Source organism: Janthinobacterium sp. CG_23.4 (genome assembly GCF_029892305.1).
In the GTDB taxonomy this organism is placed as follows: Bacteria; Pseudomonadota; Gammaproteobacteria; order Burkholderiales; family Burkholderiaceae_D; genus Janthinobacterium; species Janthinobacterium lividum_D.
Genome location: NZ_JARXUX010000001.1, coordinates 121,300 through 147,520, shown reverse-complemented (window position 1 = coordinate 147,520; position 26,221 = coordinate 121,300). Strand labels below are relative to the sequence as shown.

The window sequence follows — 26,221 nt, the reverse complement described above, 5'->3', positions numbered from 1 at the left end:
GATACAAAAAATGGCGCCCGCAGGCGCCATTACTACAGCATCACTCGCTCACCATCACGCCATCACGCTACGCTGGCCGCCACAGGCGCTGTGACGACTGGCGGCAGCGGCGTTGGCGCATTGAAGGCCAGCAGCAAACTCGCTTCCTTCTCTTTCGCCGCCTTCAAATGACGCTCCTTCACATGGCCATAGCCGCGGATGTCTTCCGGGATGCTGGCAATGGCCACCGCTTGCGCCAGCTTGGCCGTCGTCAGTTTCGGCAGCAAAGCAGCGACCGTCGTGCGGTACTCAAGAATCAGCGCGCGCTCCATCTTGCGCTCGGCCGTATGGCCGAACACGTCGAAGGCCGTGCCGCGCAAGCCCTTGAACTTGGCTAGCACGCCGAAGGCCTTCATCATCCACGGGCCAAATTCCTTCTTGACCAAATGGCCCTGGCTATCCGTTTTCGCCATGATCGGTGGCGCCAGGTGAAACTTGAGCTTGATGTCGCCTTCGAACATGGCGGCGATCTTCGCCTGGAAGGCGCCGTCCGAGTACAGACGCGCCACTTCGTACTCGTCCTTGTAGGCCATCAGCTTGTAGAAATAACGGGCCACGGCTTCCGTCAGGCGCAACTGCGGGCCATTCAGGGCACTTTCGGCGGCGCGTACCTGAGCGACGAAGTCCAGGTACTGCTGCGCATATGCGCGGTCCTGATAGGCCGTCAGCAGGACCACACGTTTTTCGATGATGTCGTCAAGCGTGTCGATGCGCTTGAATTCCACCACTTTCGCCGGTGTCGTCATGCGCACCAGGCTGGCCGTATCATGGGCGCCGGCGCGGCCCCAGTTGAAGGCGGCCTTGTTGAACGCCACCGAGACGTTGTTCAAGTCGATCGCCTTCATGATCGACGCTTCGGTGAGCGGCACTTTGCCCTTTTGCCAGGCATAACCGAGCATGAACATATTCGTCGCGATCGAGTCGCCCATCAGCGCCGTGGCGATCTGGCCCGCGTCGATGAAGTCGACGTGGTCGCTGCCGCAGGCCTTTTCAATTTCCATGCGCGCGGAAGCGCCGGGGAATTGCCAGTCCGGGTTTTTCACGAAGGCGGCCGTCGACGAACTGGTCGAATTGATCATGGCCCAGCTGCGTCCCTCACCCATGCGCGACAAGGCGTCGCGGCTGGCCGTGACGATCAAATCGCAACCGATCACCAGATCGGCCGCACCGGTGCCAACGCGCGTCGAGTGGATGTCTTCCTGGCGGTCCGCCAGGCGCACGTGCGACATCACGGGGCCGCCCTTTTGCGCCAGGCCGCTCATGTCGAGCACGGAACAGCCCTTGCCTTCCACATGCGCCGCCATGGCCAGGATCTGGCCAACGGTGACCACGCCCGTGCCGCCGATACCGGTCACCAAGATGCCAAACGGTTGCGCCGTCGAGGGAATGCTTGGTGTCGGCAAGGCTGGCACTGCCGGTGCGTCCTTGTCGGCGCTGGCCGCTTTTTTCGGCTTTTTCAAGCCGCCGCCTTCCACCGTCACGAAACTTGGGCAAAAGCCCGTCGTGCAAGAGAAATCCTTGTTGCAGGACGACTGGTTGATCTGGCGCTTGCGCCCCAGTTCCGTTTCCAGCGGCTCCACCGACAGGCAGTTCGATTGCACGGAGCAGTCGCCGCAACCTTCGCAGACGGCGTCGTTGATGACGGCGCGCTTGGCTGGGTCCGGGTATTCATTGCGTTTGCGGCGGCGGCGTTTTTCCGAGGCGCAGGTCTGGTCGTAGATCATGGCTGATACGCCGGGCAAGTCGCGCAGTTCGCGCTGCACGTCCATCAGTTCCGAACGGTGGCGCACGGTGACGCCTTCCGCCCAGGCGTAATCTTTCGGGTATTTTTCCGGTTCGTCGGTGACGACGATGATGGGACCGACGCCTTCGGCGGCGATCTGGCGCGAAATGATGGCCGGCGACAGCGGACCGTCGAATTCCTGGCCGCCCGTCATGGCCACCGCATCGTTGAACAGAATCTTGTAGGTGATATTCACCTTGGCCGAGACGGCGGCGCGGATGGCCAGGATGCCCGAGTGGAAATACGTGCCATCACCAAGGTTGGTAAACACGTGCTTTTCATTCGTGAACGGCGCTTGTCCAACCCACGTGACGCCTTCGGCACCCATATGGGTAAACGTCGACGTCTCGCGGTCCATCCACAGCACCATGTAGTGGCAGCCGATGCCGGCCAGCGCGCGCGAACCTTCCGGCACCTTGGTCGAGCTGTTGTGCGGACAACCGGAGCAGAAGAACGGCGTGCGGTCTTTTTGCGGATCGGGTTTGACGCTGATGGCCTTGAGGACGTTTTCTTTCGCTTCCAGGTAGGCGATGCGCTCCTTCACGCGCTGCTCCACCGGATGACCGGCGTAGTAGCGCGAAATGCGGCTGGCAATCGCACGCGCGATCATGGCCGGGTTCAGCTCATACGTGGCCGGCAGCAGCCAGTCGCCGTGTCCCGTGCCCTTCTGGTTGCTCCATTCGCCCGTGTCATCGAACTTGCCGACCACGCGCGGACGCTCGCCATCTTTCAGGTTGTACAACTCTTCCTTGAGCGCGTACTCGAGGATTTGGCGCTTTTCTTCCACCACGAGGATTTCATCGAGACCCTTGGCAAATTCATGCACGCCGTCCGCTTCCAGCGGCCAGGTCATGCCGATCTTGTACAGGCGGATGCCGATGTCGGACGCCGTCTGCTCATCGATGCCCAGGTCGGCCAGCGCCTGGCGCGTGTCGAGGTAGGATTTACCGGCCGTGATGATGCCGATGCGCGCCTTTGGGCTATCCCAGATGATTTTATTGAGCTTGTTGGCACGCGCATACGCCAGCGCCGCATACCATTTATAGCTATTCATGCGCACTTCTTGTTCCAGCACCGTGTCGGGCCAGCGGATGTTCAGGCCACCGGCCGGCATCTCGAAGTCAAGCGGCAAGGTGATCTGCACGCGATCCGGGTCAAAATCGACGGCGGCGCCCGACTCGATGATGTCGGTCACGCATTTCATCGATACCCACAGGCCCGTGTAGCGGCTCATGGCCCAGGCGTGCAAGCCATAATCGATGTATTCCTGCACCGACGACGGGTACAGCACGGGGATGCCGCAGGCGTTCAGGATATGGTCGGACTGGTGCGCCGTGGACGAGGATTTGGCTGCATGGTCGTCGCCGGCCAGCACCAGCACGCCGCCATGCTTGGCAGAACCGGCGTTATTGGCGTGCTTGAACACATCGCCGCAGCGGTCGACGCCAGGGCCCTTGCCGTACCACATGCCGAACACGCCGTCATACTTCGCGTCTTCGAACAGATTCGTTTGCTGCGTGCCCCAGACGGCCGTAGCGGCCAAGTCTTCGTTCAGGCCCGGGTGGAATTTGACATGGTGTTCATCGAGGTATTTCTTGGCCTTGACCGCCGTCATGTCGACGGACGTCACGGGCGAGCCGCGGTAACCGGTGATATAGCCGGCCGTATTGAGGCCCGCCTTCAGGTCGCGCTCGCGCTGCAGCATGGGCAGGCGAATCAGCGCTTGCGTCCCCGTCATGAAGGCGCGGCCACGCTGCAGGGTGTATTTGTCGTTCAGGGAAATCTCGGACGCGTGCGCGCCCGGCTCAAGACTCGAGCCCTTGATTGGTGCATTCATTACTTGTCTCCATTATTCTCTGTGCTACGCGTGCAAAGTCGGTTGAACTCACACGTACCGGTGGCGCTTTGTGAGCGTCCCGGTGCGGAAAAATGACTTGTTTTTTATAGACTACCACAGGAATGCGCACAATTCTTTGCTGCGCTGCACTACCGTGGGGATACATTTTTTGTTACTTTTGGTCAGATCAGCGCAGTGCCGGGGTCAGACCCGACGGGTCTGACCCCGGCACGTTTATGCAGCCGTCAGCACGCCGCGCTTGATCTGGTCCAGCTCGATCGACTCGAACAGCGCGCGGAAATTGCCTTCGCCGAAGCCCTGGTCGCCCTTGCGCTGGATAATCTCGAAAAAGATCGGGCCGATCACCGTCTGCGTGAAAATCTGCAGCAGCAGTTCGCGTTCCGTTTCCGTGCTGTGGCCGTCGATCAAGATACGCAGGCGGCGCAGTTCTTCCAGTTGCTCGCCGTGGTTCGGCAGGCGGCGGTTAACCAGCTCATAGTAAGTTTCAATCGTGTCCTGGAAAACGATATCCGTATCGCGCAGGCCTTGCACGGACGCGTAGATATCGTCCGTTCCCAGGGCAATGTGCTGGATACCTTCGCCGTGGTACTGGTCCAGGTATTCGGCGATCTGCGACTTGTCGTCCGACGATTCGTTGATCGGAATGCGGATCTTGCCGCAGGGCGAAGTCATGGCCTTGGATTTGAGGCCCGTCAGCTTGCCTTCGATGTCGAAATAGCGCACTTCGCGGAAGTTGAACAGGCTTTCATAGAAGCTGGCCCATTCCTTCATGCGGCCACGGTGCACATTGTGCGTCAGGTGATCGATATACGTCAGGCCGTGGCCGACAGGATTGGCGACGGCACCGGGGATGGCGACGAAGTCGACGTCATAGATGCTGATGTCGCCGATGCCGCCCGGTGCAGCCGCGCCTTCCTTGTCCGCACCCTTGCCGCGCCAGCGGTCGACGAAGTACAGCAGCGAATCGCCCACGCCCTTGATGGCGGGGACATTCAATTCCATCGGTCCGGTTTTATTGTCGAAGCCCCAGGCCCCCAGTTCCAGCGCGCGCCGGTACACAAAGGCGGCGTCGTCGACGCGGATGGCGATGGCGCACACGGACGGGCCGTGATGGCGAGCAAAACGCTGCGCGAACGAATCTTGTTCGGCATTGATGATGAAATTGATGTCGCCCTGACGGTACAGGGTCACATCCTTGTGGCGATGGCGCGCGATGGCCGTGAAGCCCATGTTCTCGAACAGCTTGCCCAATGCTTTTGGGTCTGGTGCTGCATACTCGACGAACTCGAAACCATCGGTACCCATCGGGTTATCCCAAGGCTGAAATTGCATGATGTCTCCTCCAAAAAGTAAAGCACAGTATAGGCGTGGGTCACGGGCATTAAATGCCAAAGATCTCCCGAACAACCATGATTTGCGCAATAATATTGCGTGGAACGAGAACCACCGGAGGAAGCATGAGCAAAATTACGTTGGATAAAACGGACCGCAAGATCCTTGCGGTCTTGCAGGCCGATGGCCGCCTGTCGAATCAGGATGTAGCCGAACAGGTCAGCCTGTCGCCGTCGCCATGCTTGCGCCGCGTCAAACGGCTGGAAGAAGCAGGCGTCATCCGCCAATATGTGGCCCTGCTGGACCCGGAAAAGATCGGCCTGGGCTTGCTGGCCTACGTCAATGTGCGGCTGGAAAAGCACAGCGGCGACACCGCCCACAGCACGGCGCGCGTGCTGGCGCCCAATCTGGTCACGCATACCTCGCCACGTGCCGACTTTGCCGTGGCGGTGGCGCAATGGCCGGAAGTGCTGGCCTGCTATGCGATGACGGGGGAAATGGATTATCTGCTGCGCGTGCACGTGGAAGACATGGAGCATTTTTCGCGCTTCATGATGGCGACCCTGCTGCGCCACCCGGCCGTGCTGGACGTCAAATCAAGCTTTGCCTTGCAGCGCATCAAGGATACGACGGCGCTGCCGCTGCTGTAATCAGTCGGCTGGCGGCGCAGATGCGGGCGGCACTGGCTTCTTGCGCCCCGGCAAGCGCTCGAACAGCTTATACGCAGCGCGCGCGTTGGCCTTGAACGTATAGTCGAACATGGCGAACTGCTCCTGCACGGCTTCCTGCAGCATGCTCGATGGGTTCGGCGGCAATAATTTCAAATAAGCATCGGCTTCGCCATAGTCGCGCTGGATTTCCATGCCCGCCTTCTTGGCGATATGCATCATCGTCTTGTTCGATGACAGACAATGCATGTACAGGGTATCGACATCGTTGTTACGGCAGTGGATAGCCGCCCGCTCGAACAATTTCGAGCCCACCCCCATGCCGCGCATGGATTTCGACACCGATACGCCAAACTCGGCCACCTGCTCCTTGTCCGTGACGACGCTTTTCGCCGGCGACTTGTCCTTCGGCGCGAACGCCAGATGCCCCACGCCCACCAGTTTGAACAAGCTGTTATAGACGCCATAAATCATGTCGCGCGAGAAATCCATCTTCTGCACGTACTGCGCCACCAGTTCATCGGGCAAGGCGCTGCCGAAGCGCAGCAGGCGGTCACTTTTCTCCAGCGACAGGAAATGCTTCATCATGCGGCGCCGGTCGCGCTCATGCAACTGCTTGACCAGCACGCTCGGGCGCGCGCCGCCGCTACGATTGCGCCAGCGGCGAAACATATTTTGGAACAGCTTCGGTAAGGTCACGACGACTCCTGGGGACGGTGCTGCGGCACGTCAGGCCGATATTGTGCGGTGCAACATTATGGCGTTATTGTAGCCTATTCCCGCCCCTCAAGCCTGGGCCAGGAATGCTTGCACGGCGACTACCCGCGCTTCGTGGATCACTTCGGGGATGCGTTTCGGCTGCGCGCAGGCTTGCGCCAGCGCGCCCGCGTTGACGCCACGCGCCGCATCCAGCGCGCCCTGCAGCCGTGCCGCCGGCGCAAAGTCGCCGCTGACCAGCCCATCGCAAGCTACCGCTTGCAGCAGTTGCGCAAAGCGCTGCGGCTTGCGCAAGCCATCGCAGCGTTCGCAGAAGGCGACGCTGGCTGCAGCACTCAAGTCCAGCGCAGCGTTGATATTGTCGTGTTCGCGCGCCGCCATGACGGCCAGTTCGCGGCACTCATTGGGCACGCGCAGGCGCTCACTCAGCTGCTCGATGGCAGCCTTGCTCACATGCAGCATCAAGACGGCGTAGCGCACTGGCAATTCAACACCTTGCGCGGCGGCATGATCGATTACCTTCAGCAAGCGCTCGCTGAGTGCAATTTCCCCCATGATGCGCGCCAGCGCGCCGCACTCATGCAGCACCGTCAACATGCGCGAAGGATGGCTTTCCATCAAGCCCTTGGCCACCTCCTGCCATACGCGCTCGGCCACCAGGGCATCGACTTCACCATCCGCCACCATCTGGCGCATCAGGGCCAGGGTGGCCGGTGCCACCGTAAAAGCGTCGAAACGGGCGGCAAAGCGGGCCAGGCGCAAGATGCGCACGGGGTCTTCGCCAAATGCCTCGGAGACGTGGCGAAAGACTTTATTCTTGATATCGTGCATACCGCCGAACGGGTCGGTCAGGCTGCCATCCTCGGCCATGGCGATGGCGTTGATGGTGAGATCGCGCCGCACCAGGTCGTCTTCCAGCGTGACGTCGGGCGCCGTATGGAAGACAAAGCCACGGTAGCCGGGGGCCGTCTTGCGCTCCGTGCGGGCCAAGGCATACTCTTCCTGCGTCTTCGGATGCAAAAAAACGGGGAAATCCTTGCCGACGGGCCGAAAACCTTGGCGCAGCATGTCTTCCGGCGTGGCGCCCACGACGACATGGTCGTGGTCTTTCACGGGCAAGCCCAGCAGTTGGTCGCGCACCGCGCCACCGACCGTGTATATCTTCATCATCAACTTCTCTTTAATCGGGTAATTGCGCGTCGTGCTTGGCAGCAACTTCCGTCTCCGCCAGCGCTTCCGTGATCCAGCGCGCGACGGCCGGGTGCGCCCGCACGCGCTCGCAATAGGCGTTCAGCGCCGGCGCCAGCGACACGCCATACGTGCGAAAACGCATCACGACAGGGGCAAAATACGCATCGGCGATGGAAAACTCGCCAAACAGGAACTGGTGGTGGCCAAAGCGCGATAAACACTCTTCCCAGATTTCGCTGAGGCGGCCTATGTCGGCCTGCGCCGCGGCGGTGCGGCCCCGTCCCGGCAACTGCGCACGGATATTCATCGACATATCGGTGCGCAAGCCGGCAAAACCGGAATGCATTTCCGCGCAGATACAGCGCGCCATGGCACGCGCGGCCACGTCTTGCGGCCACAGCTGCTTGTCAGGAAACTGCTCGGCCAGGTATTCGCAAATGGCCAGGCTATCCCAGATCGTCATTTCTCCCGCCAGCAGCACGGGCACGCGGCCGCAGGCCGAATACTCGGCAATTTTCGTCGCCGTGTCGCTCTGGTCGAGCAGCACGCGCACTTCCTGGAACGCAATGCCGAACGCCGTCATGGCCACCCACGGGCGCATCGACCATGAAGAATAGTTCTTGTTGCCGATGATCAGGGTCAGGCCCGGCGCGCGCGCGGCGGCCAGGGTTTGCGTCAGGCTAGGATCGAGGATAGTCGTTTGCATGGTCGGGTATCAAAGGTGTGGTTCAAGGCAAATCGGCTGCGATGGCGCTGTTTTTCGGTCCCACGGTGCCCAGGCGCGCCTTCAGCGATTGCGGGCGCTTGTCGAACAGAGCCGCATAGTAAGTGGCGTTGGCCATCACGTTTTTCACATAGCCGCGCGTTTCCGTGTACGGAATCGTTTCGGCAAAGATGGCGCCTTCCAGCGGACGCGTCATGCTGGCGCGCCAGATGCGCAAGCGTCCCGGCCCGGCATTGTAGGCGGCGCTGGCCAGCACTTGCGAACCGTCGAGGCCGCCGAGCACCATGTTCAGGTAATTCGTGCCCAGCAAGACGTTGGTGCGCACATCGCTCAAGGTTTCCGTGACGAAATCGGTAAGGCCGATTTTCTTGGCCACGTAGCGGGCCGTCGATGGCATTACCTGCATCAAGCCGGAGGCGCCCACATGCGACTGCGCATCCATGATGAAGCGCGATTCCTGACGAATCAAGCCATACACCAAGGCTTTATCCAGACCCAGGGTTTGCGTGGCCGGGTGCATGACGTCGTCATGCGGCGTCGGATAGCGCTGCGTATAGTCCACTTCCAGGCGCGTGCGGTCCGAGGTGTTGACCATGCGGTCGAGCACATTGTTCTGGCGCGCAAATTCCGCCGCCGCCAGATGTTGCCGATCCGTCATCGAACGCAATTCCCAGTTCCACTCGCGCGTGCCTTCGAAGCGCAAGCGCATATTGAAAAACTTCAAGGCGCGCTGCAAGCCCGGATTGGCCGCCATGGCGGCGATTTCCGCAGGACTGACAGGCTGGCCCGGCGGCGGCAACAACAGATGGTTACCCAGCTCTTCATTGGCCAGCAAGCCGTAGAAATTCGACTGCTCGGCAATCGCGCGATACAGGGTATCGGCCTGCGTGTTCGCACGGCCCGGCGTTTCCGTCTGCAGCGCGCGCGCCAGCCAGTAGACCCAGGTGGGGTCCGTGCGCAGGGAGGCGGGCATGGCTTGAATCGTCGATTTCACCATGGGCCAATTGCTTTCGCGCAAGGCAATGCGCGTTTTCCATTGCATCTGCTCCAGAGTCAGCGGTGCGCCATTCGATTTTTGCCAATATTCAAACGCTTCCGGCGCCAGCGCATACGATGCCTGCAAGGCCAGGTTGGCCCAGCCGATGGCCTGCTCTTGCGGCGTCAGTTGTCCGCTGGCCTTTTGCAGGGCCACGACACCCAGTTTCAAGGTGCTTTTCGCCATGCGGCCGATGGCGACCAGGTACATTTCATGCTCGGCACGGCTGGGGCCCGGGCCCTTGGCCAGCGTCAGCGCGGGCAAGTCGATCGCTTGCGCCATCTTCGCATCGGACGCGCCCAGCAGCAGCGCGATGCGGCGCGCCGGGCCGGTGGCATTCGTCTGGCCCGCCAGGCGGATCTGCGCCCACAGCTCATTGGCGTCAAATTGTCCATTTTGCGCCAATACGGCGATCAGGCTGCCGCACGCTTCGCCATAACCAGGCGGTGACAGCAGCAGATTGCGCGCCTCGGGCGCCACGTTCTGCCCCTTGGCGGCGCGCGACAGCAGCGCATAGCATTTGAGTTGGGTATCATCGTCGAGAGCGAATTGCGGGTATTGCTCGTCAAACACGACCCAGTCGCGCTTGCGGCCCAGCTCCAGCAGCCAGTCGTTGCGGAAACGGTCGGCGATGGCGCTGCCCTTGTAGCGATTCAGGTAATCGCGAAATTGCGCTTCGGTCAGCTGTTTGATGCGCGGTTTCAGCCGATAATAATCAACATAGGCAGCAATCTGGTAATTCGTCAGGCGTCCCGCATAAAAATCGGCTTTTTCGGCGTCATCCTTGCGCGCGGCGTCGCGCAGCAGCAGGAAGGCATCGTCCTCGCTGCGCGTATCGGGTGCGGCAGGAGCGACGCTGGCCGATACCTGGGCCAGGGCGGCCAGGGGAGACAAGGCCGAGGCAACACACAGCATCGTGCCGGCAATCCATTTCAGTGGGGAAATCAATGTACGGCTCTCAATCTTAACTTGATGGTGATATGAATAGCGACCCTAGAATAACATGCGATCCGGCTGCGCGGCCACCCATTGCGCCACACGACAAAGCGCGCTTGCGCAAGGCTCTGCTGGCAGCCCGGCGCGCCCTGCCCGTCGCCACGCGCGCCGGGTGGGATGCGGCCATTGCGCAGCGTCTGCTCGACTGGTGCGCGCAGGAAAACATCGGAGAACTGGGCGTGTACTGGCCACTGCACGGCGAGCCGGACTTGCACCCCGCCTATGCGCAGCTGGCCGCGCACGGCGTAAAATTATGCTTGCCGGTAGTGCTGGCAAAGCATGCACCGCTGGCCTTTTCTGCCTGGACACCCGGTGAAGCGATGCTCAAGGATGGCATGGGCGTGGCCGTACCGGCCCAGTTGCGCCTGGGCCCGGCGCCAGCCACTGTGCTAGTGCCTTGCCTGGGATTCAATGGCGAGCGTTTTCGGCTCGGCTATGGCGGCGGCTATTACGACCGTACGCTGGCGACCACGCCGCGTCCACGCACGCTGGGCATCGCCTATGCCTGCCTGGCGACCAGTTTTCCCGACGGCGAATACGACATCGCCCTCGATCACATCATGACCGAGGGCGATCTGCTATAACTCAATCAGTACGGTTTACTTCACTTCACCAGGCGCTGCCAGAGTGCGGTCGTGGGCGCGGCCTGGTTCATGCTGTAGAAGTGCAAGCCTGGCGCGCCGCCTTCCAGCAAACGCTCGCACAGGGCCGTCACCACGTCCAGCCCAAAGGCCTTGATGGACGCGCTGTCATCGCCGAAGCTGGCCAGTTTCAGACGCACCCAGCGTGGAATTTCCGCACCGCACATGTCCGAAAAGCGCATCAGCTGCGTGTAATTCGTGATCGGCATGATGCCGGCCACGATAGGCACGTTGATGCCCATCTTCTGCGTCTGCTCGACAAACTGGAAATACGCGTCGGCATTGTAGAAGTACTGGGTGATGGCCGCATCGGCACCGGCCTGCACCTTGCGCGCAAACGCATTCAAGTCGTCCTGTGGCGAACGGGCTTGCGGGTGCACTTCCGGATAGGCCGCCACTTCGATGTGGAAATGCTCGCCCGTCTCGGCGCGAATGAATTCCACCAGTTCGTTGGCGTAGCGGAACTCACCCGAGGCACCGTAGCCACTGGGCAAGTCGCCGCGCAGGGCCACGATGCGGCTCACGCCGGCCGCCTTGAAGTCGGCCAGCACGGCGCGGATCGATTCGCGCGAGCCGCCGACGCAAGACAGATGAGGCGCAGCTTGTTCGCCGGCCGCCAGGATCTCGCGCACGGTGTCGAGCGTACCCTGCTGCGTGGTGCCACCGGCACCGAACGTCACCGAGAAGTACTTCGGCTGCAATTGAGACAACTTGGTACGCGTGGCGCGCAGCTTTTCCGCCCCTTCCGGGGTTTTCGGCGGGAAAAACTCAATACTGAAATTATGCTTTTCCATCGTCATTACTCAAAAGTAAGGTCGACAAGGCCCAGGAAATGATGCTGTACAGAATGGCACCGCCGACGGCAGACCAGAAACTGGCGACATGGAAACCGCCGATCATCTGCGCCACCAGCCAAAACATGAAGCCATTGATGATCAGGATGAACAGGCCGAGGGACAAAAATGTCACGGGCAGGGTCAGCAAGATCAGCAGGGGGCGGATCAGCGCATTGACCAGTCCCAGCACGGCAGCGGCCAGCAGGGCGGTCCAGCCGCTGCTCACCGTCACCGAGTGCATCAGGTAAGGAACGGCAAACAGGGCTGCCGCATTGATAAACCAACTTAGTAGCAAGCGCATTTCTCCAGCCTGTCAAAGAAACTCAGGCCGGCAACAGCCGGCACAAAGATTACCGATCAGTCTTGTTGCCTCAGGAGCCGTAGCGAGCGGATTCGCCGCGCAGTAGGTTCATGAGGCAACCATCTTAGTAACGGTAGTGCTCAGGTTTATACGGGCCTTCCGTGCGCACGCCGATGTAGTCGGCTTGCTCTTGCGTCAGTTCCGTCAGCTGCGCATTCAACTTTTTGAGTTGCAAGCGAGCGACTTTTTCGTCCAGGTGTTTTGGCAAGGTGTACACGCCGACCGGATAATTGGCCGTGTTCGCGTACAACTCGATTTGGGCGATCGTCTGATTGGCAAACGACGAACTCATCACGTACGACGGGTGGCCCGTGCCGCAACCGAGGTTGACCAGACGACCTTCGGCCAGCAGGATGATGCGACGGCCCGACGGGAAGATGATGTGGTCGACTTGCGGCTTGATGTTTTCCCACTCGTATTGCTTCAACGAAGTAACGTCGATTTCATTATCGAAGTGACCAATGTTGCAGACGATGGCCTGGTCTTTCATGCGCGTCAGGTGATCGTGCGTGAGGATGTGGTAATTGCCGGTAGCGGTAACGAAGATGTCGCCGTGTTCGCAGGCGTAATCCATGGTCACCACGCGGTAGCCTTCCATCGCCGCCTGCAGTGCGCAGATCGGGTCGACTTCCGTCACCCATACTTGCGCCGACAGGGCGCGCATGGCTTGGGCCGAACCCTTGCCGACGTCACCGTAGCCGGCGATCACCGCCACTTTACCGGCGATCATCACGTCGGTGGCGCGCTTGATGCCATCGACCAGCGACTCACGGCAGCCATACAGGTTGTCGAACTTCGACTTCGTGACGGAATCGTTGACGTTGATCGCGGGGAAAGCCAGCTTGCCGTCCCTGTGCATCTGGTACAAACGGTGCACGCCGGTGGTGGTTTCTTCGGTCACGCCGAGGATTTCCGGCAGACGCTTCGAGTACCAGGTCGGGTCGACCAGCAAGCGCTGCTTGATCGAGTTGAACAGGCAGATCTCTTCTTCCGAGCCAGGGTTGGCCAGCACCGAGATATCGCTCTCGGCGCGCACGCCCAGATGCAGCAGCAGGGTCGCGTCGCCGCCATCGTCGAGGATCATGTTCGAGTAGACAGCCTTGCCGTCGACGCTCGGCCATTCGAAGATGCGGTGCGTGTATTCCCAGTATTCATCAAGCGATTCACCCTTGACGGCAAACACGGCCGTGCCGGCAGCAGCGATGGCGGCGGCAGCGTGATCTTGTGTCGAGTAGATATTGCACGATGCCCAACGCACTTGCGCGCCCAGTGCTTCCAAAGTCTGGATCAGGACAGCGGTCTGGATGGTCATGTGGATGGAACCGGTGATGCGCGCGCCTTTCAGAGGCTGCGCTGCCGCGAATTCCTCGCGGATGGCCATCAGGCCTGGCATTTCCGTTTCAGCAATCTTGATTTCTTTGTCGCCCCATGCGGCCAGAGTGATATCGGCGATGGTGTAGTCGTGTTGCAATTTGAGTACGGCGTTCATCACGCCCTCCTTTCAGTTGAAAAAAGTACGTGAGCGCAGTTCCATATTCCGAGCCTGGCGAATTTCTTCGTCGCAACGCTCCTCGGACGCACTATCATAACATTGGCCACGCGCCAACGGCAACCACTAGTCAAGTAAATCGGTCGCCTGGCAGGCCCGCGATGCGCACTGGCGCCCTAGGGTTGCCGCAGCCAGTTCTTGCCCTCGGTGAGGCAGATGGCGCGCTCGTCGGCATCCAGGCGCTGCGCCATTTCCTCGGCCAGGGTGCGCAGGACGGACAGCAGCTCTTTATCGGCCAAGCTGCCGTCGGTCGGATAGTTCGCGGCGCGCATGGCCCACTTGCAGGTGATCACGGGATCGGGCTTGATATTGGCGCGCCAGGCATCACGATCTGTGGCGAGAAAACCACTGTTCGCATAGACGGTGAGCACATGCAAGGCCTGGCGTGCCGACATTTGCCCCATCAATTCGGTCAGTTCGGGTCGGATCTGCAGCGGCGTTGCCAGCGAGCCATCGGGGAAAACAAATTTGCCGGCCGCTGCCAGGATCAGCACGGCATGACCATCGCCCGCCTCGGCCTTGTCCAGCCATTGCCCCAGCGTCAACGTGGCGGGCGCCGCCACGACAACGGACAGGCCCAATGTAGCGGCCAGAACCAGCAACAACGAGCATGCGCGCAAGCAAGTCATGGAACTCTCCAATTAATTTATTGACTACCAACTGTAGCGTATCGCCCAGGCAGCGTAGTGCAGCAAACACCGCCACAGGCACGCGCCTAAAAAAAAGCGCCCGCAGCCGGGGGCTGGGGCGCTGTTGTTGCAAGCGGACTAGCTTATTTCAAGCCGGCGGCGTCGCGCAGCAGGGCCACCTTGTCGGTGCGCTCCCACGTGAATTCCGGCTCTTCGCGGCCGAAGTGGCCGTAGGCGGCGCTCTTCTGGTAAATCGGGCGCAGCAGGTCGAGCATTTGCACGATGCCTTTTGGACGCAGGTCGAAGTGGGCCAGCACCAGCTTGGCGATTTCCGCGTCAGGGATCACGCCCGTGCCTTCCGTGTAGACGGTGATGTTGATCGGCTTGGCCACGCCGATGGCATAGCTGACCTGCACCTGGCATTGACGCGCCAGTCCGGCGGCGACGATGTTTTTCGCCACGTAGCGGGCCGCATACGCTGCCGAACGGTCGACTTTCGATGGATCCTTGCCCGAGAACGCGCCGCCGCCGTGCGGGGCTGCGCCACCGTAGGTATCGACGATGATCTTGCGCCCGGTCAAGCCGCAATCGCCTTGCGGACCGCCGATGACGAAACGGCCCGTCGGGTTGACCAGGAATTTCGTCTCCGTCAACCACTCGCGCGGCAGGATGGGCTTGATAATTTCTTCGATGACGGCTTCTTCGATCTGCTTGTGCGTCATTTCCGGTGCATGCTGGGTCGACAGCACGACCGTATGCACGCCAACGGGGCGGCCATCGACATAGCGCAGGGTTACTTGCGATTTGGCATCTGGACGCAGCCATGGCAAACGGCCATCCTTGCGCAGCTGCGACTGGCGCTCGACCAGGCGGTGTGCGTAATGGATGGCGGCAGGCATCAGCTCGGCCGTTTCATCGCAGGCGTAGCCGAACATCAAGCCCTGATCGCCAGCGCCTTGATCCAGGTCGATTCCTGCACCTTCATCGACGCCTTGCGCGATGTCGGGCGACTGCTTGTCATAGGCCACCAGCACGGCGCAACCCTTGTAGTCGATACCGTATTCGGTATTGTCGTAGCCGATGCGTTTGATGGTTTCGCGCGCAACTTGAATATAATCGACATTGGCGTGCGTGGTAATCTCGCCAGCCAGCACCACCAAGCCGGTGTTGCACAGGGTTTCGGCAGCCACGCGGGCGCTCGGATCCTGGGCCAGGATGGCGTCGAGGATGGCGTCGGAAATTTGATCGGCAACCTTGTCAGGATGACCTTCGGAGACGGATTCGGAAGTGAAGAGATAGTCGTTTGACATTGCAAGCTCCTGGTTACTGTGTGAATGTTCTGTCGCAGTAAAGAGGATTTTGCCTGCGACGCTTTAGCGATACTTATATTCCGCTTCGCAAGTTGTCTATTAACTCAGCGGTTACTACATACGTGGTATTTTACGCTTCTTAAAAAATTTTGGCACAGCAACACGTCATTCTTGGAAACAGCTTATTCATGTTAGTCCCAATTTTCCGCTTCTTATCCCTCTTTCCCCTGCCCGTCCTGCATGGCCTGGGCGCTGCGCTCGGCTGGGTGATTTACGCCATTTCCCCGTCCTACCGGCGCCGCATGCGCGAAAACATGCAGGGTGCGGGGTTTTCGCAACACTTGCACACGGCCGTGGCCGAAGCGGGCAAGAGTGTGCTGGAATTGCCCTTCATCTGGTGCGCCCCAGCCGAGCGCGTGGCGCGCCATGCCAGCGTGAAAAACTGGGAACTGGTAGAAAAAGCGCTACAGCACGGCCGCGGCATCGTCTTCCTGACGCCGCATCTGGGCTGCTTTGAAATCGTCGCGCAGCAAATCGCCCTGCGCACGCCGCTCACCGTGATGTACCGCCCGCCCAAGCGCGCCGCCCTGAAACCGCTGATTGAAGGTGCCCGCGCGCGCAAAAACCTGATGCTGGCGCCGGCCAATATGTCGGGCGTGCGCATCTTTGCCAAATGCCTCAAAAAAGGCCAGCCCATCGGCCTGTTGCCGGACCAGGTGCCGCAAGAGGGTGAAGGCGTGTGGGCCGATTTCTTCGGCCGCCCGGCCTACACCATGACCCTGCCGGCCAAGCTGGCGCAGATGGGCGGCGCCGAAGTCATCATCACCTACGCCGAACGCCTGCCGGGCGGGCGCGGCTATATCGTGCATTTCGTGCCCTTCAGCGTGTCGCTCGACGGTAACTCGGCCGAACAGGCGCGCAGCATCAATATGGCGATGGAACAATTGATCGCCCGCAGCCCCGCGCAATACCTGTGGAGCTACAACCGCTACAAGGTGCCGCGCGGCGCGCCACCGCCCACGCCCGCGACGCCGACTGCCGCCAAGGAGCAGGCATGAGGCTGCTGATCGGCTTCATGTGGCTGCTGCACTGGCTGCCCCTGCCCATCCTCGGCCGCTTCGGCGTAGCCGTCGGCAGCATGCTATTCATCGTCATGCCCAAGCGGCGCAAGATTGCCCTGACAAATCTGCGCCTGTGCATGCCAGAATTGACGGAAAAGCAACGCGTGACCCTGGCGCGCCAGCATTTTCAAAGCTATTCGCGCAGCGTGTGGGAACGCAGCATCCTGTGGTGGTCGTCGGAAGCGCGCCTGAACCGCCTGATCAAAAAGGTGCCTGCCTTCCCGGGCCAGCAGATCGCGGCCAAGCCGACCATCTTGCTGTGTCCGCACTTCGTCTGCCTCGACGTGGCCGGCGCCGCCACGGCCATGCAAATTTCCGCCTCGTCCATGTATGTGCAGCAAAAGAACGCCGCCTTCGACCAAGCCTTGCGCAACGGCCGTTCGCGCTTCAAGCCACCGAAGCTGTTTACGCGCCAGGACGGCATCAAGACGATTCTGCGCGCGCTGCGCGACGGCTTGCCGTATTTCATGCTGCCGGATATGGATTTCGGCGAAAAGGATGCCGAATTCGTGCCCTTCTTCGGCGTGCCCGCCGCCACCCTGACGGCCACGGCGCGCCTGGCGCTGGCCGCCAAGGCGCAGGTGATTCCCGTCATCGCCACCTTCCTGCCCAATTACCAGGGCTGGAAAGTGACCTATTACCCGGCCTGGGATGATTATCCGGGCGACGACATCACGGCCGCCACGCGCCGCATGAACGCATTCATCGAAGAACGCGTGCGCGAAGCGCCGGCCGAATATTTCTGGACGCATAAACGCTTCAAGACGCGTCCGGCAGGCGAGGCGTCGTTATATGACCAGCATAACCAGCATAACTAGCACAAGTGATACGGCAAAACATGAAACTCCACTTTACCAAGATGCATGGCGCCGGCAATGACTTCATCGTCATCGATGCCATCAATCAAGATATCGACTTTACGCCGGCCCAATGGCAGCGCCTGGCCGACCGCCGTTTCGGCATCGGCGCCGACCAGATCCTGGTGGTAGAAAAGCCGCGCCTGGCCGACTGCGACTTCCGCTATCGCATCTATAACAACGATGGCGGCGAAGTCGAACAATGCGGCAATGGCGCGCGCGCCTTCGTCAAGTTCGTCAGCGAAAAGGGGCTGTCCAGCAAGACCAGCATCCGCGTGGAAACCATGGCCGGCATCATTGCGCCACGCCTGGAGCCCGATGGCAGCATCACGGTCGACATGGGCGCGCCCGTACTGGAGCCAAAGCTGGTGCCGTTCGATGCCGACGGCCTCGATGGCGTGGCCGAGGGCGAAGACACGGTGTGGCCGCTAGACCTGGCGCTGCCGGGCCAGAGTGCCCCCGTGCTGGTATCTGTCGTGTCGATGGGTAACCCGCATGCCGTGCACGTGGTCGACGATGTCGACGCGCAAGACCTGGAACAATCGGGCCCGCGCATCGAGCACCATCCACGCTTTCCCCGCAGGGTCAACGCCGGCTACATGCAAGTGATCGGGCGCCATCACGTGAAACTGCGCGTGTATGAGCGGGGCGCGGGCGAAACGCTCGCTTGCGGCACGGGCGCCTGCGCCGCTGCAGTGGCCGGCATCATGCGCGGCCTGCTCGATTCCCCGGTGCGCATCAGCGCGCGCGGCGGCGAACTGTCGATCGCCTGGCAAGGTCCGGGTCAGCCGGTCCTGATGACGGGCCCGGCCGTGACCGTATTCGACGGCACGATCGAGCTGTAATCAAAGCGCCAAGCCGCAACCGATCATGCCGCCAGGAATTGCTGCTCCTGCGCGACACCGAGTTCGGCCAGATAGCACTTCAAGCGGTACAGGCGCTGCCGGTAATTGCCTTCCGGCCCCGTCACGCCGCAATCGACGCGCTCGAACAGGCGCATCACCTGGTCGAGCAACTGGCGCTCTTGCGCCGTGCGGATCAACGCCAGGCGCCGCTTGCCACGCCCATGCGTGGCACTGATATCGATCAGCAGGCAATGCCCCTGGTCAGCCGCATGCAGATCGAGCAGCAGCGCCTCGGCACGCGATAAATGGAAGCAGCGCGCCAGCGCCAGCCGCGCCGCCAGCAAAGGGTGGCCCTGGTCCAGCTGGCGCAGGTGTCCATCGGCGTGCAGAGCGGCGCACTGACCCCAGTCGCCGGGCTGGCCGCGCGGCGCGATCTTCGCCAGCGCCGCCTCCGCTTCATTGCTGCCTTGCGCTTGCGCCTGCAGCAGCCAATAAGCGGCACGCACATCATTGTTAACGCCGTCGCGGCGATTGCGCCAGGCATGCATGCCGCACTCGAGCTGGGCCGGGCCGTGCCCGAGGTCGGCGGCACGCTCCAGGCAGCAATGGGCTTCGAGCACATTGCGCTGAGAAAACTCCGGTTTTGTATAGATGCGCGAGAGCACGAACCAGGCTTCGGCCAGGCCCTGCTCGCCAGCCTGCGTCAGCCAGCGCACGGCCCGCTTAAAATTGGCCGCGCCATTGCGCGTGGCCAGCCGCCGGCCATGCGCATCCATGCGCGCATAGCCGAGTCCCAACTCTAGCTGCGCCGTGCGGTCGCCGCCATGCGCGGCCAGCTCGCAGCATTGCCAACCCTCGGCATCGCCGCCTGGCGCCAATGCCTGGGCGCAACGCGATAGCAACAGCACCTGCTGCGCGTCGAGGGTGGTGGCACGCGCCCCGGCCGCCTGGCGCTGCAACAGCTCGCGCGCCAGCGGCAAGCCTTGTGACAGGAAGCCGGCCTGGTTACCCTGGTTCCAGGCCTGCTCCAGCCAGGCGTACAGCGGCGTGTCGCGATCAAGCGCATGCTCGCCAGCGATGCCGGTATGCTGCATGGAGGCTGAGGACGATTTTTCTTGCATGGATAACAACCATTGCGCATCGGGCAAGCCAGCATGCACGGCGGCGTCCAGCGCCCCGCGCGCCTTGGCACGCAAGGCTTCACAATTGCCGGCAGGGTTGCCCAGCACCAGTTGCGCCAGCACCAGGCCCGCCTGCACCAGACCAGCATCGAACGCCTGAGCGTAATATGGAATCAGCGTCCTGGCTGCCGCTTGCGCCACTTCGAACGGCACGTGCGCGCCAATCAGCAAGCATGCTTCCTGGCTATCCTCCTGGGCCGCCCGCGCCAGCCAGTGCACGGCGGTCGGCAAGCTCTGCGGCACACCTTGTCCGAACAGATACACCCTTCCCAGCGCCAACTGGCAAGCGACATCGCCGGCACGTGCGCCCTTGATCAATCCTAATGTTTCACGATTTGCCATCGATTCTCGATATTGAGTCAATGATTCTAAAAATAGTATGTCGTCCCCGGGCCCATCAGTGCAGGCCGTCTCTTAGTGTAACGTCCTTGTGTCATAAATCCGCCTAAGCCGGCTCAAGAACTTGATTCAACGCAACAATGTCCCAGCCAGAACACGCCAATATGGCAAGGCACAGCCACCGTGACGAGGGGGGAATGCTGATCATGAGCGAAAAATAGACAAAAACCGGGCGTTACAAAAATACAACAGGGCCATCGATATATGACGCTTTTCACCAATCTTTTCACGCATATTTGACCAATACCGCACGTCTTGCGCGCCGAAGAACTAAGGTTCATTCATCCAAACGTAACAGTCTGCGCATGTCGATCTGCTCGGATCTCGGACGAAACTCACTTTTAATAGGGAATAAAACATGAAAAAATCACTCGTTGCCCTCGCACTCTTCGGCGCCTTTGCCGCAACCGCACAAGCGCAGTCGTCCGTCCAAATCTACGGCACGATCGATGCTGGCCTGGGTAAATTGACTGGTGAAACCACCAAAGTCACCAAGCGCGACAACAACAAACTGGGTTTCAAGGGCTCGGAAGATCTGGGCAATGGCTTGAAAGCCATTTTCCAACTGGAAATTCGCTATGAAGCCGATACGGGCACGCTGGAAAGCAACGCGCGTCCCCTGTTCCAGGGTCAAAGCCGCGTTGGCCTGCAAGGCGACTTCGGTACCGTACGCCTGGGCCGTGGCCTGACCGCGTTCCAGGAAGCGAGCACCGCGTTCGAACCATGGTCGGGCATGCCGACGACTGCCGGCTTCCAAACCGACATCACAGTAGCCGCCTACAGCAGCGATCCACTGAGCGCGACGAACAATTCGCGTAACCGCTTCTCGAATGCCGTGTTCTACAACTCGCCAGTATTTAGCGGCTTCCAGATCAATGCCACTGTCGCTGCCAAGGAAGCCAACAACAACGCTGCCGTCGTTGCCACGGCAGGCAACCGCCCCGTACCGCTCAATGCCGTGCCAGAAGTGAGCCCGTACTCGATTTCGGCCACGTACAACAACGCACAATTCGCCGCCATGGCCGCCTACGAGCGTAATGCGCTGGAAGCGAAACTGTGGTCGGTCGCCGCATCGTTCAATCCAGTGACGGAACTGAAACTGATGGCGTCGTACCAGCACCAGGATGACAGCAAGTTCAAGATCATCAATACCGACACCAAGGCATGGCTGGTTGGCGCCAACTATGATGTCGGCCCAGGCAAGATCCGCGCTGGCTACGGTCAAAAAACGCCGGATGGCGTCACCAAGACCAAGCAAGCATCGCTGGGCTACGACTACAACCTGTCGAAGCGCACTTACCTGTACGCAGACATCTCGAACCGCAAGGACGCAGTTTCGAAGACCTACATCGGTCTGGGCGTACATCACAACTTCTAATGGCCGGCCTGTCATCGTCTGCGGGTGACAGCTGACCAGGAAGACAAGGCGGCATGGGCAACCATGCCGCTTTTTTCATGCGCGCGCCGAAAATGCGCAGGCACCGCGCCCTTTGCGCCTATGCCGCCGCACTCTCGGTTAGAATGAAGCGTTCATCCTTCTTTCTTCTCACTATCAATGACCGCCACACTCGATTCCAGCACCGTCGCCCATTACCTGAGCGAGCATCCGACTTTCTTCGAAGAGCATACCGCGCTGCTCGGTGAGGTCAAGCTGAGCAGCCCACTGACGGGACGCACCATCTCGCTGCAGGAGCGGCAAATGGAAGTGATGCGTGACAAGTACAAGGCGCTGGAACTGCGCATGTCCAAGCTGAGCCGTCTGGCTGAGGAAAATGGCGACATCGCCAGCAAGTTCCACGGCTGGAACCAGGCCATGCTGCAAGTGCGCAGCGATGCGGCCATGCCGCGCGTACTGGTCGATGCCTTGCAAAGCAATTTCGACGTGCCCTATGTCAGCCTGCGCCTATGGCAAGTGCTGCCGGAACACGCCGACGGCTGGTTCACGCAAGATGTCACGGCCGACGTGCGCATGTTCGCCAACAGCCTGCAAGCGCCATACTGCGGCAGCAACCGCGATTTCGAAGCCGTGCATTGGTTGCAGGCCGACAAAATCGAATCGACCGTCATGATCGCCCTGCGCGCGCCCGGCACCACAGGCACCTTCGGTTTGCTGGTGCTCGGCTCGCCCGACAGCGAACGCTTTACCTACAGCATGGGCACGGACTTCCTGGTGCACATCGGTGCCACGGCCAGCGCTGCGCTGGCAGCACTGCGCGCCTGAGAACGCGGTGGACGGAGCGCGCAGCAAGGCCGAATGGCTGGCCAGCTACCTGGCGCAGCTGGCCACTCAGCGCAAGCTCTCACCGCACACGCTGGACGCCTACGGACGCGACTTGCGCGCCTTGCTGGAACTGAGCGGTGATACTCGCTGGACCGCCCTCGCGCACAACGAAATACGCCGCTACACGGCCAAGCTGCACGCTGGCGGCCTCGACCCACGTTCGATCGCCCGCAAGCTATCGTCGTGGCGGGGCTTTTTCAACTGGCTCAGCGGTGAAACGGCACTCGATGCCAATCCCGTCGACGGCATCCGCGCGCCCAAGCGGGCCAAAACCTTGCCCAAAGCACTCTCAGTGGACGATGCCGTGCGCCTCGTGGCGCCCGCGCAACAGCAACCGGCTAGCGCCGAGCCGGAACGGCTGTGCGACCGCGCCATGTTCGAGCTGCTGTATTCGAGCGGCTTGCGCGTGTCCGAGCTGACCAGCCTGGACACGCATTACTGCAAGGCCGGCGATGGCCAGCCCGCCTCGCTGGGCTGGCTAGACATGGCCAGCTTCGAAGTCGTCGTCACGGGCAAGGGCAGGAAGATGCGCAAGGTGCCTGTCGGCAAGGCCGCCCTGGTCGCGCTGCTCGGCTGGCTGGCCGTGCGCCCGCCCGCCAGGGATGGCAGCGCTGCCTTGTTTTTGAGCACGCGCAACACGCGCATCTCGCCGCGCGTGCTGCAGCTGCGCCTGAAGGCGCATGCGCTGGCCACCGGAATTCCCGCGAACGTGCACCCGCACGTGCTGCGCCACTCGTTTGCCTCGCATATGCTGCAATCGTCGGGTGACTTGCGCGCCGTGCAGGAAATGCTGGGCCATTCCAGCATCACCTCGACCCAGGTCTATACGGCCCTCGATTTCCAGCACCTGGCGCACGTGTATGACCAGGCGCACCCGCGCGCCAAGCTCAAGTAGGCACTTGCCCCCACTGGCTAGCGTGATCAATATCAAGCGGATGGGCGCGTATTTGCAAGCATTTGCAAAATTCCGGCATAATCGTCCGCATTCTTCCGCTTGCGCGGTGGCACCATCGATTACAGCATAGGCATCCTTCATGGCACTGATACCAACCACCATCCTCACCGGTTTCCTGGGCGCCGGCAAAACCACCTTGCTCAACCGCATACTGCAGGAAGAGCATGGCATGCGCATCGCCGTGATCGAAAACGAGTTCGGCCAGGAAAACATCGACAATGAAATCCTGGTGCAAGATAGTAACGAGCACATCATCGAGATGAACAACGGCTGCATCTGCTGCACCGTGCGCGGCGACCTGATCGTGGGCCTGACGGAACTGGCGCGCAAGCGCGACGCCGGCCTGTTGGCGTTTGACCGCGTCGTCATCGAAACGACAGGCCTGGCCAATCCCGGTCCCGTGGCGCAGACCTTCTTTGTCGATGAAGAAGTGGGCAGCCACTACATGCTCGACGCCATTATCACCGTGGTCGATGCCCGCCATGCCATGAAGCAACTCGATGAATACGAGGAAGCCCAACGGCAAGTAGGTTTTGCCGACAAGCTGCTGTTGTCGAAAACCGACCTCGTCAGTGAAGCCGACGTGGCCACGCTGACGCGCCGCCTCAAGCGCATCAATCCGCGCGCGCCCATCGCCAAGGTCGATTTCGGCCGCGCGCCGCTGGCCGAAGTGCTCGACATCCGCGGCTTTAACCTGAATGAAAAGCTGGAACTGGACCCGGATTTCCTGGCCACGGAAACGGCGCACGTACATGATCACGACAAAGCGCACGAGGATGCAAACAAAGCGCACGAGCATGGGCATGGGCATGTACACACAGATGAGCACGCTCACGAACACCAGCATGAGCACACTGCGGCCTGCGCCACCGATTGCGGCCACGCAAACCACCATCATGCGCAGCACAGCGACGATATCGCCGCCTTTGTTTTCAAGAGCACGCAGCCATTTGACAGCGCCAAACTCGATGAGTTCCTCGGCGGCCTGGTGCAAGTGTATGGCCCGCGCATGCTGCGCTACAAGGGCGTGCTGCTGATGCAGGGCGCCGAACGCAAGGTGGTATTCCAGGGCGTGCACCAGCTGATGGGTAGCGACCTGGGTGCCAAATGGGGCGAGCATGAAGTACGTGGCAGCAAAATGGTATTTATTGGCAAGAATCTACCAAAAGACATTTTTATTCGCGGACTCGAACAATGTTTGGTATAAACTAGCCGGGTTTTGCAAAGTATCGTTTGCAAAGCAGAAACAAAAGGGAAAGTTAAGCACGCTTTCCCGCCACCCGGCACCCATCTTGCTGGCATAAACCAACAAGTGGCCGTCTCTGATCGGCTAGTCAACAAATCGGGATGGCAATATAAGGCAAAGCGTGCCAAAATCAGCGACGAAAACGGCCCATGTCGTAGGCCTGTCATGAAATGCTGGCAAACTGCCGCTGGCCACATGCCAGGCATGCAAGCGATCCACCCAACACGCCCGTTGTCGCGCGCATAGCGCGACCGGCATAGAGCGGTAAAAAGTTATCAACATGGCACCATAGCCGGCCAGTAGTTCTGGCTTTCGCCGGCAAGCCAAGGTCGCAAGCAGTACATCCGGACAGCAATGCCCAGCGGAACCTGTACAGTTGCTCGGCATCGCCGCATCAACTGATCAATTTGAAAACTCTGTCGTATCGAAGGTAAGCGAAGTTATGACCAAAACTAATAAATCGACCCCGGCCGCCAACCAAGACATCCCTCTCATCAGCGAAGACCAAATTCGCGCCATGAGCGAAGATGACTACATGAATCCGGCACAACTGGCATTCTTCAAGGCGCGCCTGCAGCAACTCGAAAAAGACTTGCTGAAAAACGCCGGCGAAACCACGGAACACTTGCGTGAAACCGTGCTGGTCCCGGACCCTGCCGACCGCGCCACCATCGAGGAAGAGCATGCGCTGGAACTGCGCACGCGCGACCGCGAACGCAAATTGCTGAAGAAAGTACAGCAATCGATCGCCAGCATCGATGGCGGCGACTATGGCTGGTGCGAAGAAACGGGCGAGCCTATCGGCATCCCGCGCCTGATCGCCCGTCCGACCGCCACCCTGTCGCTGGAAGCCCAGCAACGGCGCGAACTGAAGCAAAAACTGTACGGCGACTGATCGCCCCTCCCTTGCGCAACCGCCCCGTCGACCGCGCAATGGCGAAAAAGCACACAACCTGCGTTGCGTGCTTTTTTTTCGTCCTGCGCCGACGACACGGTAGCAGGCCGGGCAGCGGCAAGTGCCGCTTGCAATTGCCTTTTCCATCCCCATTTTTATGCCATGGGCGCGCACCGCATGACGCTGCACGCATCGGCACGAATCTTTTGAGGTCACTATGGAACAATTTCACGGCACCACCATCCTCTGCGTCCGGCGCGGCAAGCAAGTCGCGCTGGGCGGCGACGGCCAGGTAACGTTGGGTAACATCGTCATGAAGGGCACGGCCCGCAAAGTGCGCAAGTTGTATCAGGGCAAAGTCCTGGTCGGCTTTGCCGGCGGCACCGCCGATGCCTTCACGCTGCTCGACCGTTTTGAAGGCAAGCTGGAAAAACACCAGGGCAACCTGCTGCGTGCCTCGGTCGAACTGGCCAAGGACTGGCGCACCGACCGCGTGCTGCGCCGCCTGGAAGCGATGCTGCTGGTGGCCGACAGCGAGTCGACCCTGGTCATCACGGGCAATGGCGACGTGCTGGAACCGGAAGATGGCATCGGCGCCATCGGCTCGGGCGGCACCTACGCCCAGTCGGCCGCCAAGGCACTACAGGAAAACACGGACTTATCGCCAGCCGAAGTGGTCAAGAAATCGCTGACCATCGCCGCCGAGCTGTGCATTTATACGAATATGTCCCACATTATCGAGACCTTAGACTAAACCTGAGCGTGCCTGAG

23 protein-coding genes and 1 riboswitch are annotated in these 26,221 nt (G+C 60.8%); of the genes, 11 read left to right on the top strand and 12 right to left on the bottom strand.

The annotated features are described in order from the left end of the window. Positions 1-62 precede the first annotated feature (62 nt). Both H4V96_RS00670 and hppD read right to left on the bottom strand, forming a co-directional pair. Positions 63-3,659 carry an indolepyruvate ferredoxin oxidoreductase family protein gene (locus H4V96_RS00670; RefSeq protein WP_010394255.1) on the bottom strand — a complete coding sequence of 1,199 codons (3,597 nt, stop codon included), beginning with the start codon at positions 3,657-3,659 and terminating at the stop codon, positions 63-65. Positions 3,660-3,893: 234 nt separating this feature from the next. Continuing rightward, positions 3,894-5,012 (bottom strand): 4-hydroxyphenylpyruvate dioxygenase, encoded by a 1,119-nt coding sequence (hppD, locus tag H4V96_RS00665; protein ID WP_196856413.1) that lies wholly within the window; start codon positions 5,010-5,012, stop codon positions 3,894-3,896. A 125-nt stretch (positions 5,013-5,137) separates the two neighbouring features. Here hppD and H4V96_RS00660 point away from each other — a divergent pair, with 125 nt between their 5' ends. Then, positions 5,138-5,662 carry an Lrp/AsnC family transcriptional regulator gene (locus tag H4V96_RS00660; protein ID WP_010394249.1) on the top strand — a complete coding sequence of 175 codons (525 nt, stop codon included), beginning with the start codon at positions 5,138-5,140 and terminating at the stop codon, positions 5,660-5,662. Here the strand turns inward: H4V96_RS00660 and H4V96_RS00655 are convergent, their stop codons facing one another. The 4 genes from H4V96_RS00655 to H4V96_RS00640 form a co-directional block, all read right to left on the bottom strand. Continuing rightward, on the bottom strand, positions 5,663-6,379 hold the full coding sequence (locus H4V96_RS00655) for a GNAT family N-acetyltransferase (protein ID WP_196856412.1): 717 nt from the start codon (positions 6,377-6,379) through the stop codon (positions 5,663-5,665). Between the two features lie 87 nt (positions 6,380-6,466). Continuing rightward, positions 6,467-7,564, bottom strand: a complete 1,098-nt coding sequence (locus H4V96_RS00650) for a multifunctional CCA tRNA nucleotidyl transferase/2'3'-cyclic phosphodiesterase/2'nucleotidase/phosphatase (protein WP_196856427.1) — start codon at positions 7,562-7,564, stop codon at positions 6,467-6,469. Positions 7,565-7,577: 13 nt separating this feature from the next. After that, entirely contained in the window at positions 7,578-8,294 is a 717-nt protein-coding gene (locus H4V96_RS00645; protein ID WP_010394242.1) for a glutathione S-transferase family protein, read from the bottom strand. Between the two features lie 22 nt (positions 8,295-8,316). Next, positions 8,317-10,296, bottom strand: a complete 1,980-nt coding sequence (locus H4V96_RS00640; protein WP_196856411.1) for a lytic transglycosylase domain-containing protein — start codon at positions 10,294-10,296, stop codon at positions 8,317-8,319. Between the two features lie 32 nt (positions 10,297-10,328). Between H4V96_RS00640 and H4V96_RS00635 the strand changes: the two genes are divergently transcribed. Further along, on the top strand, positions 10,329-10,928 hold the full coding sequence (locus H4V96_RS00635; protein ID WP_348533187.1) for a 5-formyltetrahydrofolate cyclo-ligase: 600 nt from the start codon (positions 10,329-10,331) through the stop codon (positions 10,926-10,928). A 20-nt stretch (positions 10,929-10,948) separates the two neighbouring features. Here the strand turns inward: H4V96_RS00635 and metF are convergent, their stop codons facing one another. The 5 genes from metF to metK all read right to left on the bottom strand — a co-directional run bounded on the left by metF (position 10,949) and on the right by metK (position 15,670). Continuing rightward, positions 10,949-11,779 (bottom strand): methylenetetrahydrofolate reductase [NAD(P)H], encoded by an 831-nt coding sequence (gene metF / locus H4V96_RS00630; protein ID WP_010394235.1) that lies wholly within the window; start codon positions 11,777-11,779, stop codon positions 10,949-10,951. Beyond that, complete coding sequence (locus H4V96_RS00625) at positions 11,766-12,122, bottom strand: phage holin family protein (RefSeq protein WP_010394234.1); 357 nt, start codon at positions 12,120-12,122, stop codon at positions 11,766-11,768. Before H4V96_RS00625 ends, metF begins: the two co-directional genes overlap by 14 nt. A gap of 124 nt (positions 12,123-12,246) precedes the next feature. Then, complete coding sequence (ahcY, locus tag H4V96_RS00620; protein WP_070345932.1) at positions 12,247-13,671, bottom strand: adenosylhomocysteinase; 1,425 nt, start codon at positions 13,669-13,671, stop codon at positions 12,247-12,249. A 24-nt stretch (positions 13,672-13,695) separates the two neighbouring features. Beyond that, positions 13,696-13,760, bottom strand: a riboswitch (S-adenosyl-L-homocysteine riboswitch). 87 nt (positions 13,761-13,847) lie between these two features. Further along, entirely contained in the window at positions 13,848-14,360 is a 513-nt protein-coding gene (locus tag H4V96_RS00615) for a hypothetical protein (RefSeq protein ID WP_196856409.1), read from the bottom strand. 143 nt (positions 14,361-14,503) lie between these two features. Further along, positions 14,504-15,670 carry a methionine adenosyltransferase gene (metK, locus tag H4V96_RS00610; RefSeq protein WP_070345934.1) on the bottom strand — a complete coding sequence of 389 codons (1,167 nt, stop codon included), beginning with the start codon at positions 15,668-15,670 and terminating at the stop codon, positions 14,504-14,506. Positions 15,671-15,858: 188 nt separating this feature from the next. Between metK and H4V96_RS00605 the strand changes: the two genes are divergently transcribed. Genes H4V96_RS00605 through dapF form a run of 3 tightly spaced genes read left to right on the top strand, consistent with a single transcriptional unit; the run spans position 15,859 to position 18,493 of the window. Continuing rightward, complete coding sequence (locus tag H4V96_RS00605) at positions 15,859-16,728, top strand: lysophospholipid acyltransferase family protein (protein ID WP_196856408.1); 870 nt, start codon at positions 15,859-15,861, stop codon at positions 16,726-16,728. Further along, positions 16,725-17,609: a lipid A biosynthesis acyltransferase gene (locus H4V96_RS00600; protein ID WP_010394226.1), complete on the top strand. Its 885-nt coding sequence runs from the start codon at positions 16,725-16,727 to the stop codon at positions 17,607-17,609. Before H4V96_RS00605 ends, H4V96_RS00600 begins: the two co-directional genes overlap by 4 nt. Positions 17,610-17,629: 20 nt before the next feature. Continuing rightward, complete coding sequence (gene dapF / locus H4V96_RS00595) at positions 17,630-18,493, top strand: diaminopimelate epimerase (protein ID WP_010394225.1); 864 nt, start codon at positions 17,630-17,632, stop codon at positions 18,491-18,493. 23 nt (positions 18,494-18,516) lie between these two features. Here the strand turns inward: dapF and H4V96_RS00590 are convergent, their stop codons facing one another. Then, positions 18,517-20,016: an SEL1-like repeat protein gene (locus tag H4V96_RS00590; RefSeq protein ID WP_070345936.1), complete on the bottom strand. Its 1,500-nt coding sequence runs from the start codon at positions 20,014-20,016 to the stop codon at positions 18,517-18,519. Positions 20,017-20,431: 415 nt separating this feature from the next. Between H4V96_RS00590 and H4V96_RS00585 the strand changes: the two genes are divergently transcribed. From H4V96_RS00585 to hslV, 6 genes are all read left to right on the top strand, one after another. Next, positions 20,432-21,451, top strand: a complete 1,020-nt coding sequence (locus H4V96_RS00585) for a porin (RefSeq protein ID WP_196856407.1) — start codon at positions 20,432-20,434, stop codon at positions 21,449-21,451. 177 nt (positions 21,452-21,628) lie between these two features. Next, positions 21,629-22,294, top strand: a complete 666-nt coding sequence (locus H4V96_RS00580; RefSeq protein WP_196856406.1) for a DUF484 family protein — start codon at positions 21,629-21,631, stop codon at positions 22,292-22,294. A 7-nt stretch (positions 22,295-22,301) separates the two neighbouring features. Next, positions 22,302-23,249, top strand: a complete 948-nt coding sequence (locus tag H4V96_RS00575; RefSeq protein ID WP_196856405.1) for a tyrosine recombinase XerC — start codon at positions 22,302-22,304, stop codon at positions 23,247-23,249. Between the two features lie 139 nt (positions 23,250-23,388). After that, positions 23,389-24,516 carry a GTP-binding protein gene (locus H4V96_RS00570; protein WP_280720644.1) on the top strand — a complete coding sequence of 376 codons (1,128 nt, stop codon included), beginning with the start codon at positions 23,389-23,391 and terminating at the stop codon, positions 24,514-24,516. Positions 24,517-24,997: 481 nt separating this feature from the next. Beyond that, a complete protein-coding gene (gene dksA / locus H4V96_RS00565; RefSeq protein ID WP_010394218.1) occupies positions 24,998-25,450 on the top strand; it encodes an RNA polymerase-binding protein DksA in 453 nt (150 codons plus the stop codon). A 217-nt stretch (positions 25,451-25,667) separates the two neighbouring features. After that, positions 25,668-26,204, top strand: coding sequence for an ATP-dependent protease subunit HslV (gene hslV, locus H4V96_RS00560; RefSeq protein WP_010394217.1), 537 nt, complete (start codon positions 25,668-25,670; stop codon positions 26,202-26,204). The last annotated feature ends 17 nt before the right edge of the window (positions 26,205-26,221 follow it).

Bases quoted from the DNA above. Each gene is read 5' to 3' on its own strand.
- H4V96_RS00580 (WP_196856406.1), top strand. From the start codon at position 21,629: ATGACCGCCACACTCGATTCCAGCACCGTCGCCCATTACCTGAGCGAG.
- H4V96_RS00625 (WP_010394234.1), bottom strand. From the start codon at position 12,122: ATGCGCTTGCTACTAAGTTGGTTTATCAATGCGGCAGCCCTGTTTGCC.
- H4V96_RS00600 (WP_010394226.1), top strand. From the start codon at position 16,725: ATGAGGCTGCTGATCGGCTTCATGTGGCTGCTGCACTGGCTGCCCCTG.
- H4V96_RS00645 (WP_010394242.1), bottom strand. From the start codon at position 8,294: ATGCAAACGACTATCCTCGATCCTAGCCTGACGCAAACCCTGGCCGCC.
- ahcY (WP_070345932.1), bottom strand. From the start codon at position 13,671: ATGAACGCCGTACTCAAATTGCAACACGACTACACCATCGCCGATATC.
- hslV (WP_010394217.1), top strand. From the start codon at position 25,668: ATGGAACAATTTCACGGCACCACCATCCTCTGCGTCCGGCGCGGCAAG.
- H4V96_RS00585 (WP_196856407.1), top strand. From the start codon at position 20,432: ATGAAAAAATCACTCGTTGCCCTCGCACTCTTCGGCGCCTTTGCCGCA.
- hppD (WP_196856413.1), bottom strand. From the start codon at position 5,012: ATGCAATTTCAGCCTTGGGATAACCCGATGGGTACCGATGGTTTCGAG.
- metF (WP_010394235.1), bottom strand. From the start codon at position 11,779: ATGGAAAAGCATAATTTCAGTATTGAGTTTTTCCCGCCGAAAACCCCG.
- H4V96_RS00570 (WP_280720644.1), top strand. From the start codon at position 23,389: ATGGCACTGATACCAACCACCATCCTCACCGGTTTCCTGGGCGCCGGC.
- H4V96_RS00590 (WP_070345936.1), bottom strand. From the start codon at position 20,016: ATGGCAAATCGTGAAACATTAGGATTGATCAAGGGCGCACGTGCCGGC.
- H4V96_RS00605 (WP_196856408.1), top strand. From the start codon at position 15,859: ATGTTAGTCCCAATTTTCCGCTTCTTATCCCTCTTTCCCCTGCCCGTC.
- dapF (WP_010394225.1), top strand. From the start codon at position 17,630: ATGAAACTCCACTTTACCAAGATGCATGGCGCCGGCAATGACTTCATC.
- H4V96_RS00650 (WP_196856427.1), bottom strand. From the start codon at position 7,564: ATGAAGATATACACGGTCGGTGGCGCGGTGCGCGACCAACTGCTGGGC.
- metK (WP_070345934.1), bottom strand. From the start codon at position 15,670: ATGTCAAACGACTATCTCTTCACTTCCGAATCCGTCTCCGAAGGTCAT.
- H4V96_RS00635 (WP_348533187.1), top strand. From the start codon at position 10,329: ATGAATAGCGACCCTAGAATAACATGCGATCCGGCTGCGCGGCCACCC.
- H4V96_RS00670 (WP_010394255.1), bottom strand. From the start codon at position 3,659: ATGAATGCACCAATCAAGGGCTCGAGTCTTGAGCCGGGCGCGCACGCG.
- H4V96_RS00660 (WP_010394249.1), top strand. From the start codon at position 5,138: ATGAGCAAAATTACGTTGGATAAAACGGACCGCAAGATCCTTGCGGTC.
- H4V96_RS00615 (WP_196856409.1), bottom strand. From the start codon at position 14,360: ATGACTTGCTTGCGCGCATGCTCGTTGTTGCTGGTTCTGGCCGCTACA.
- dksA (WP_010394218.1), top strand. From the start codon at position 24,998: ATGACCAAAACTAATAAATCGACCCCGGCCGCCAACCAAGACATCCCT.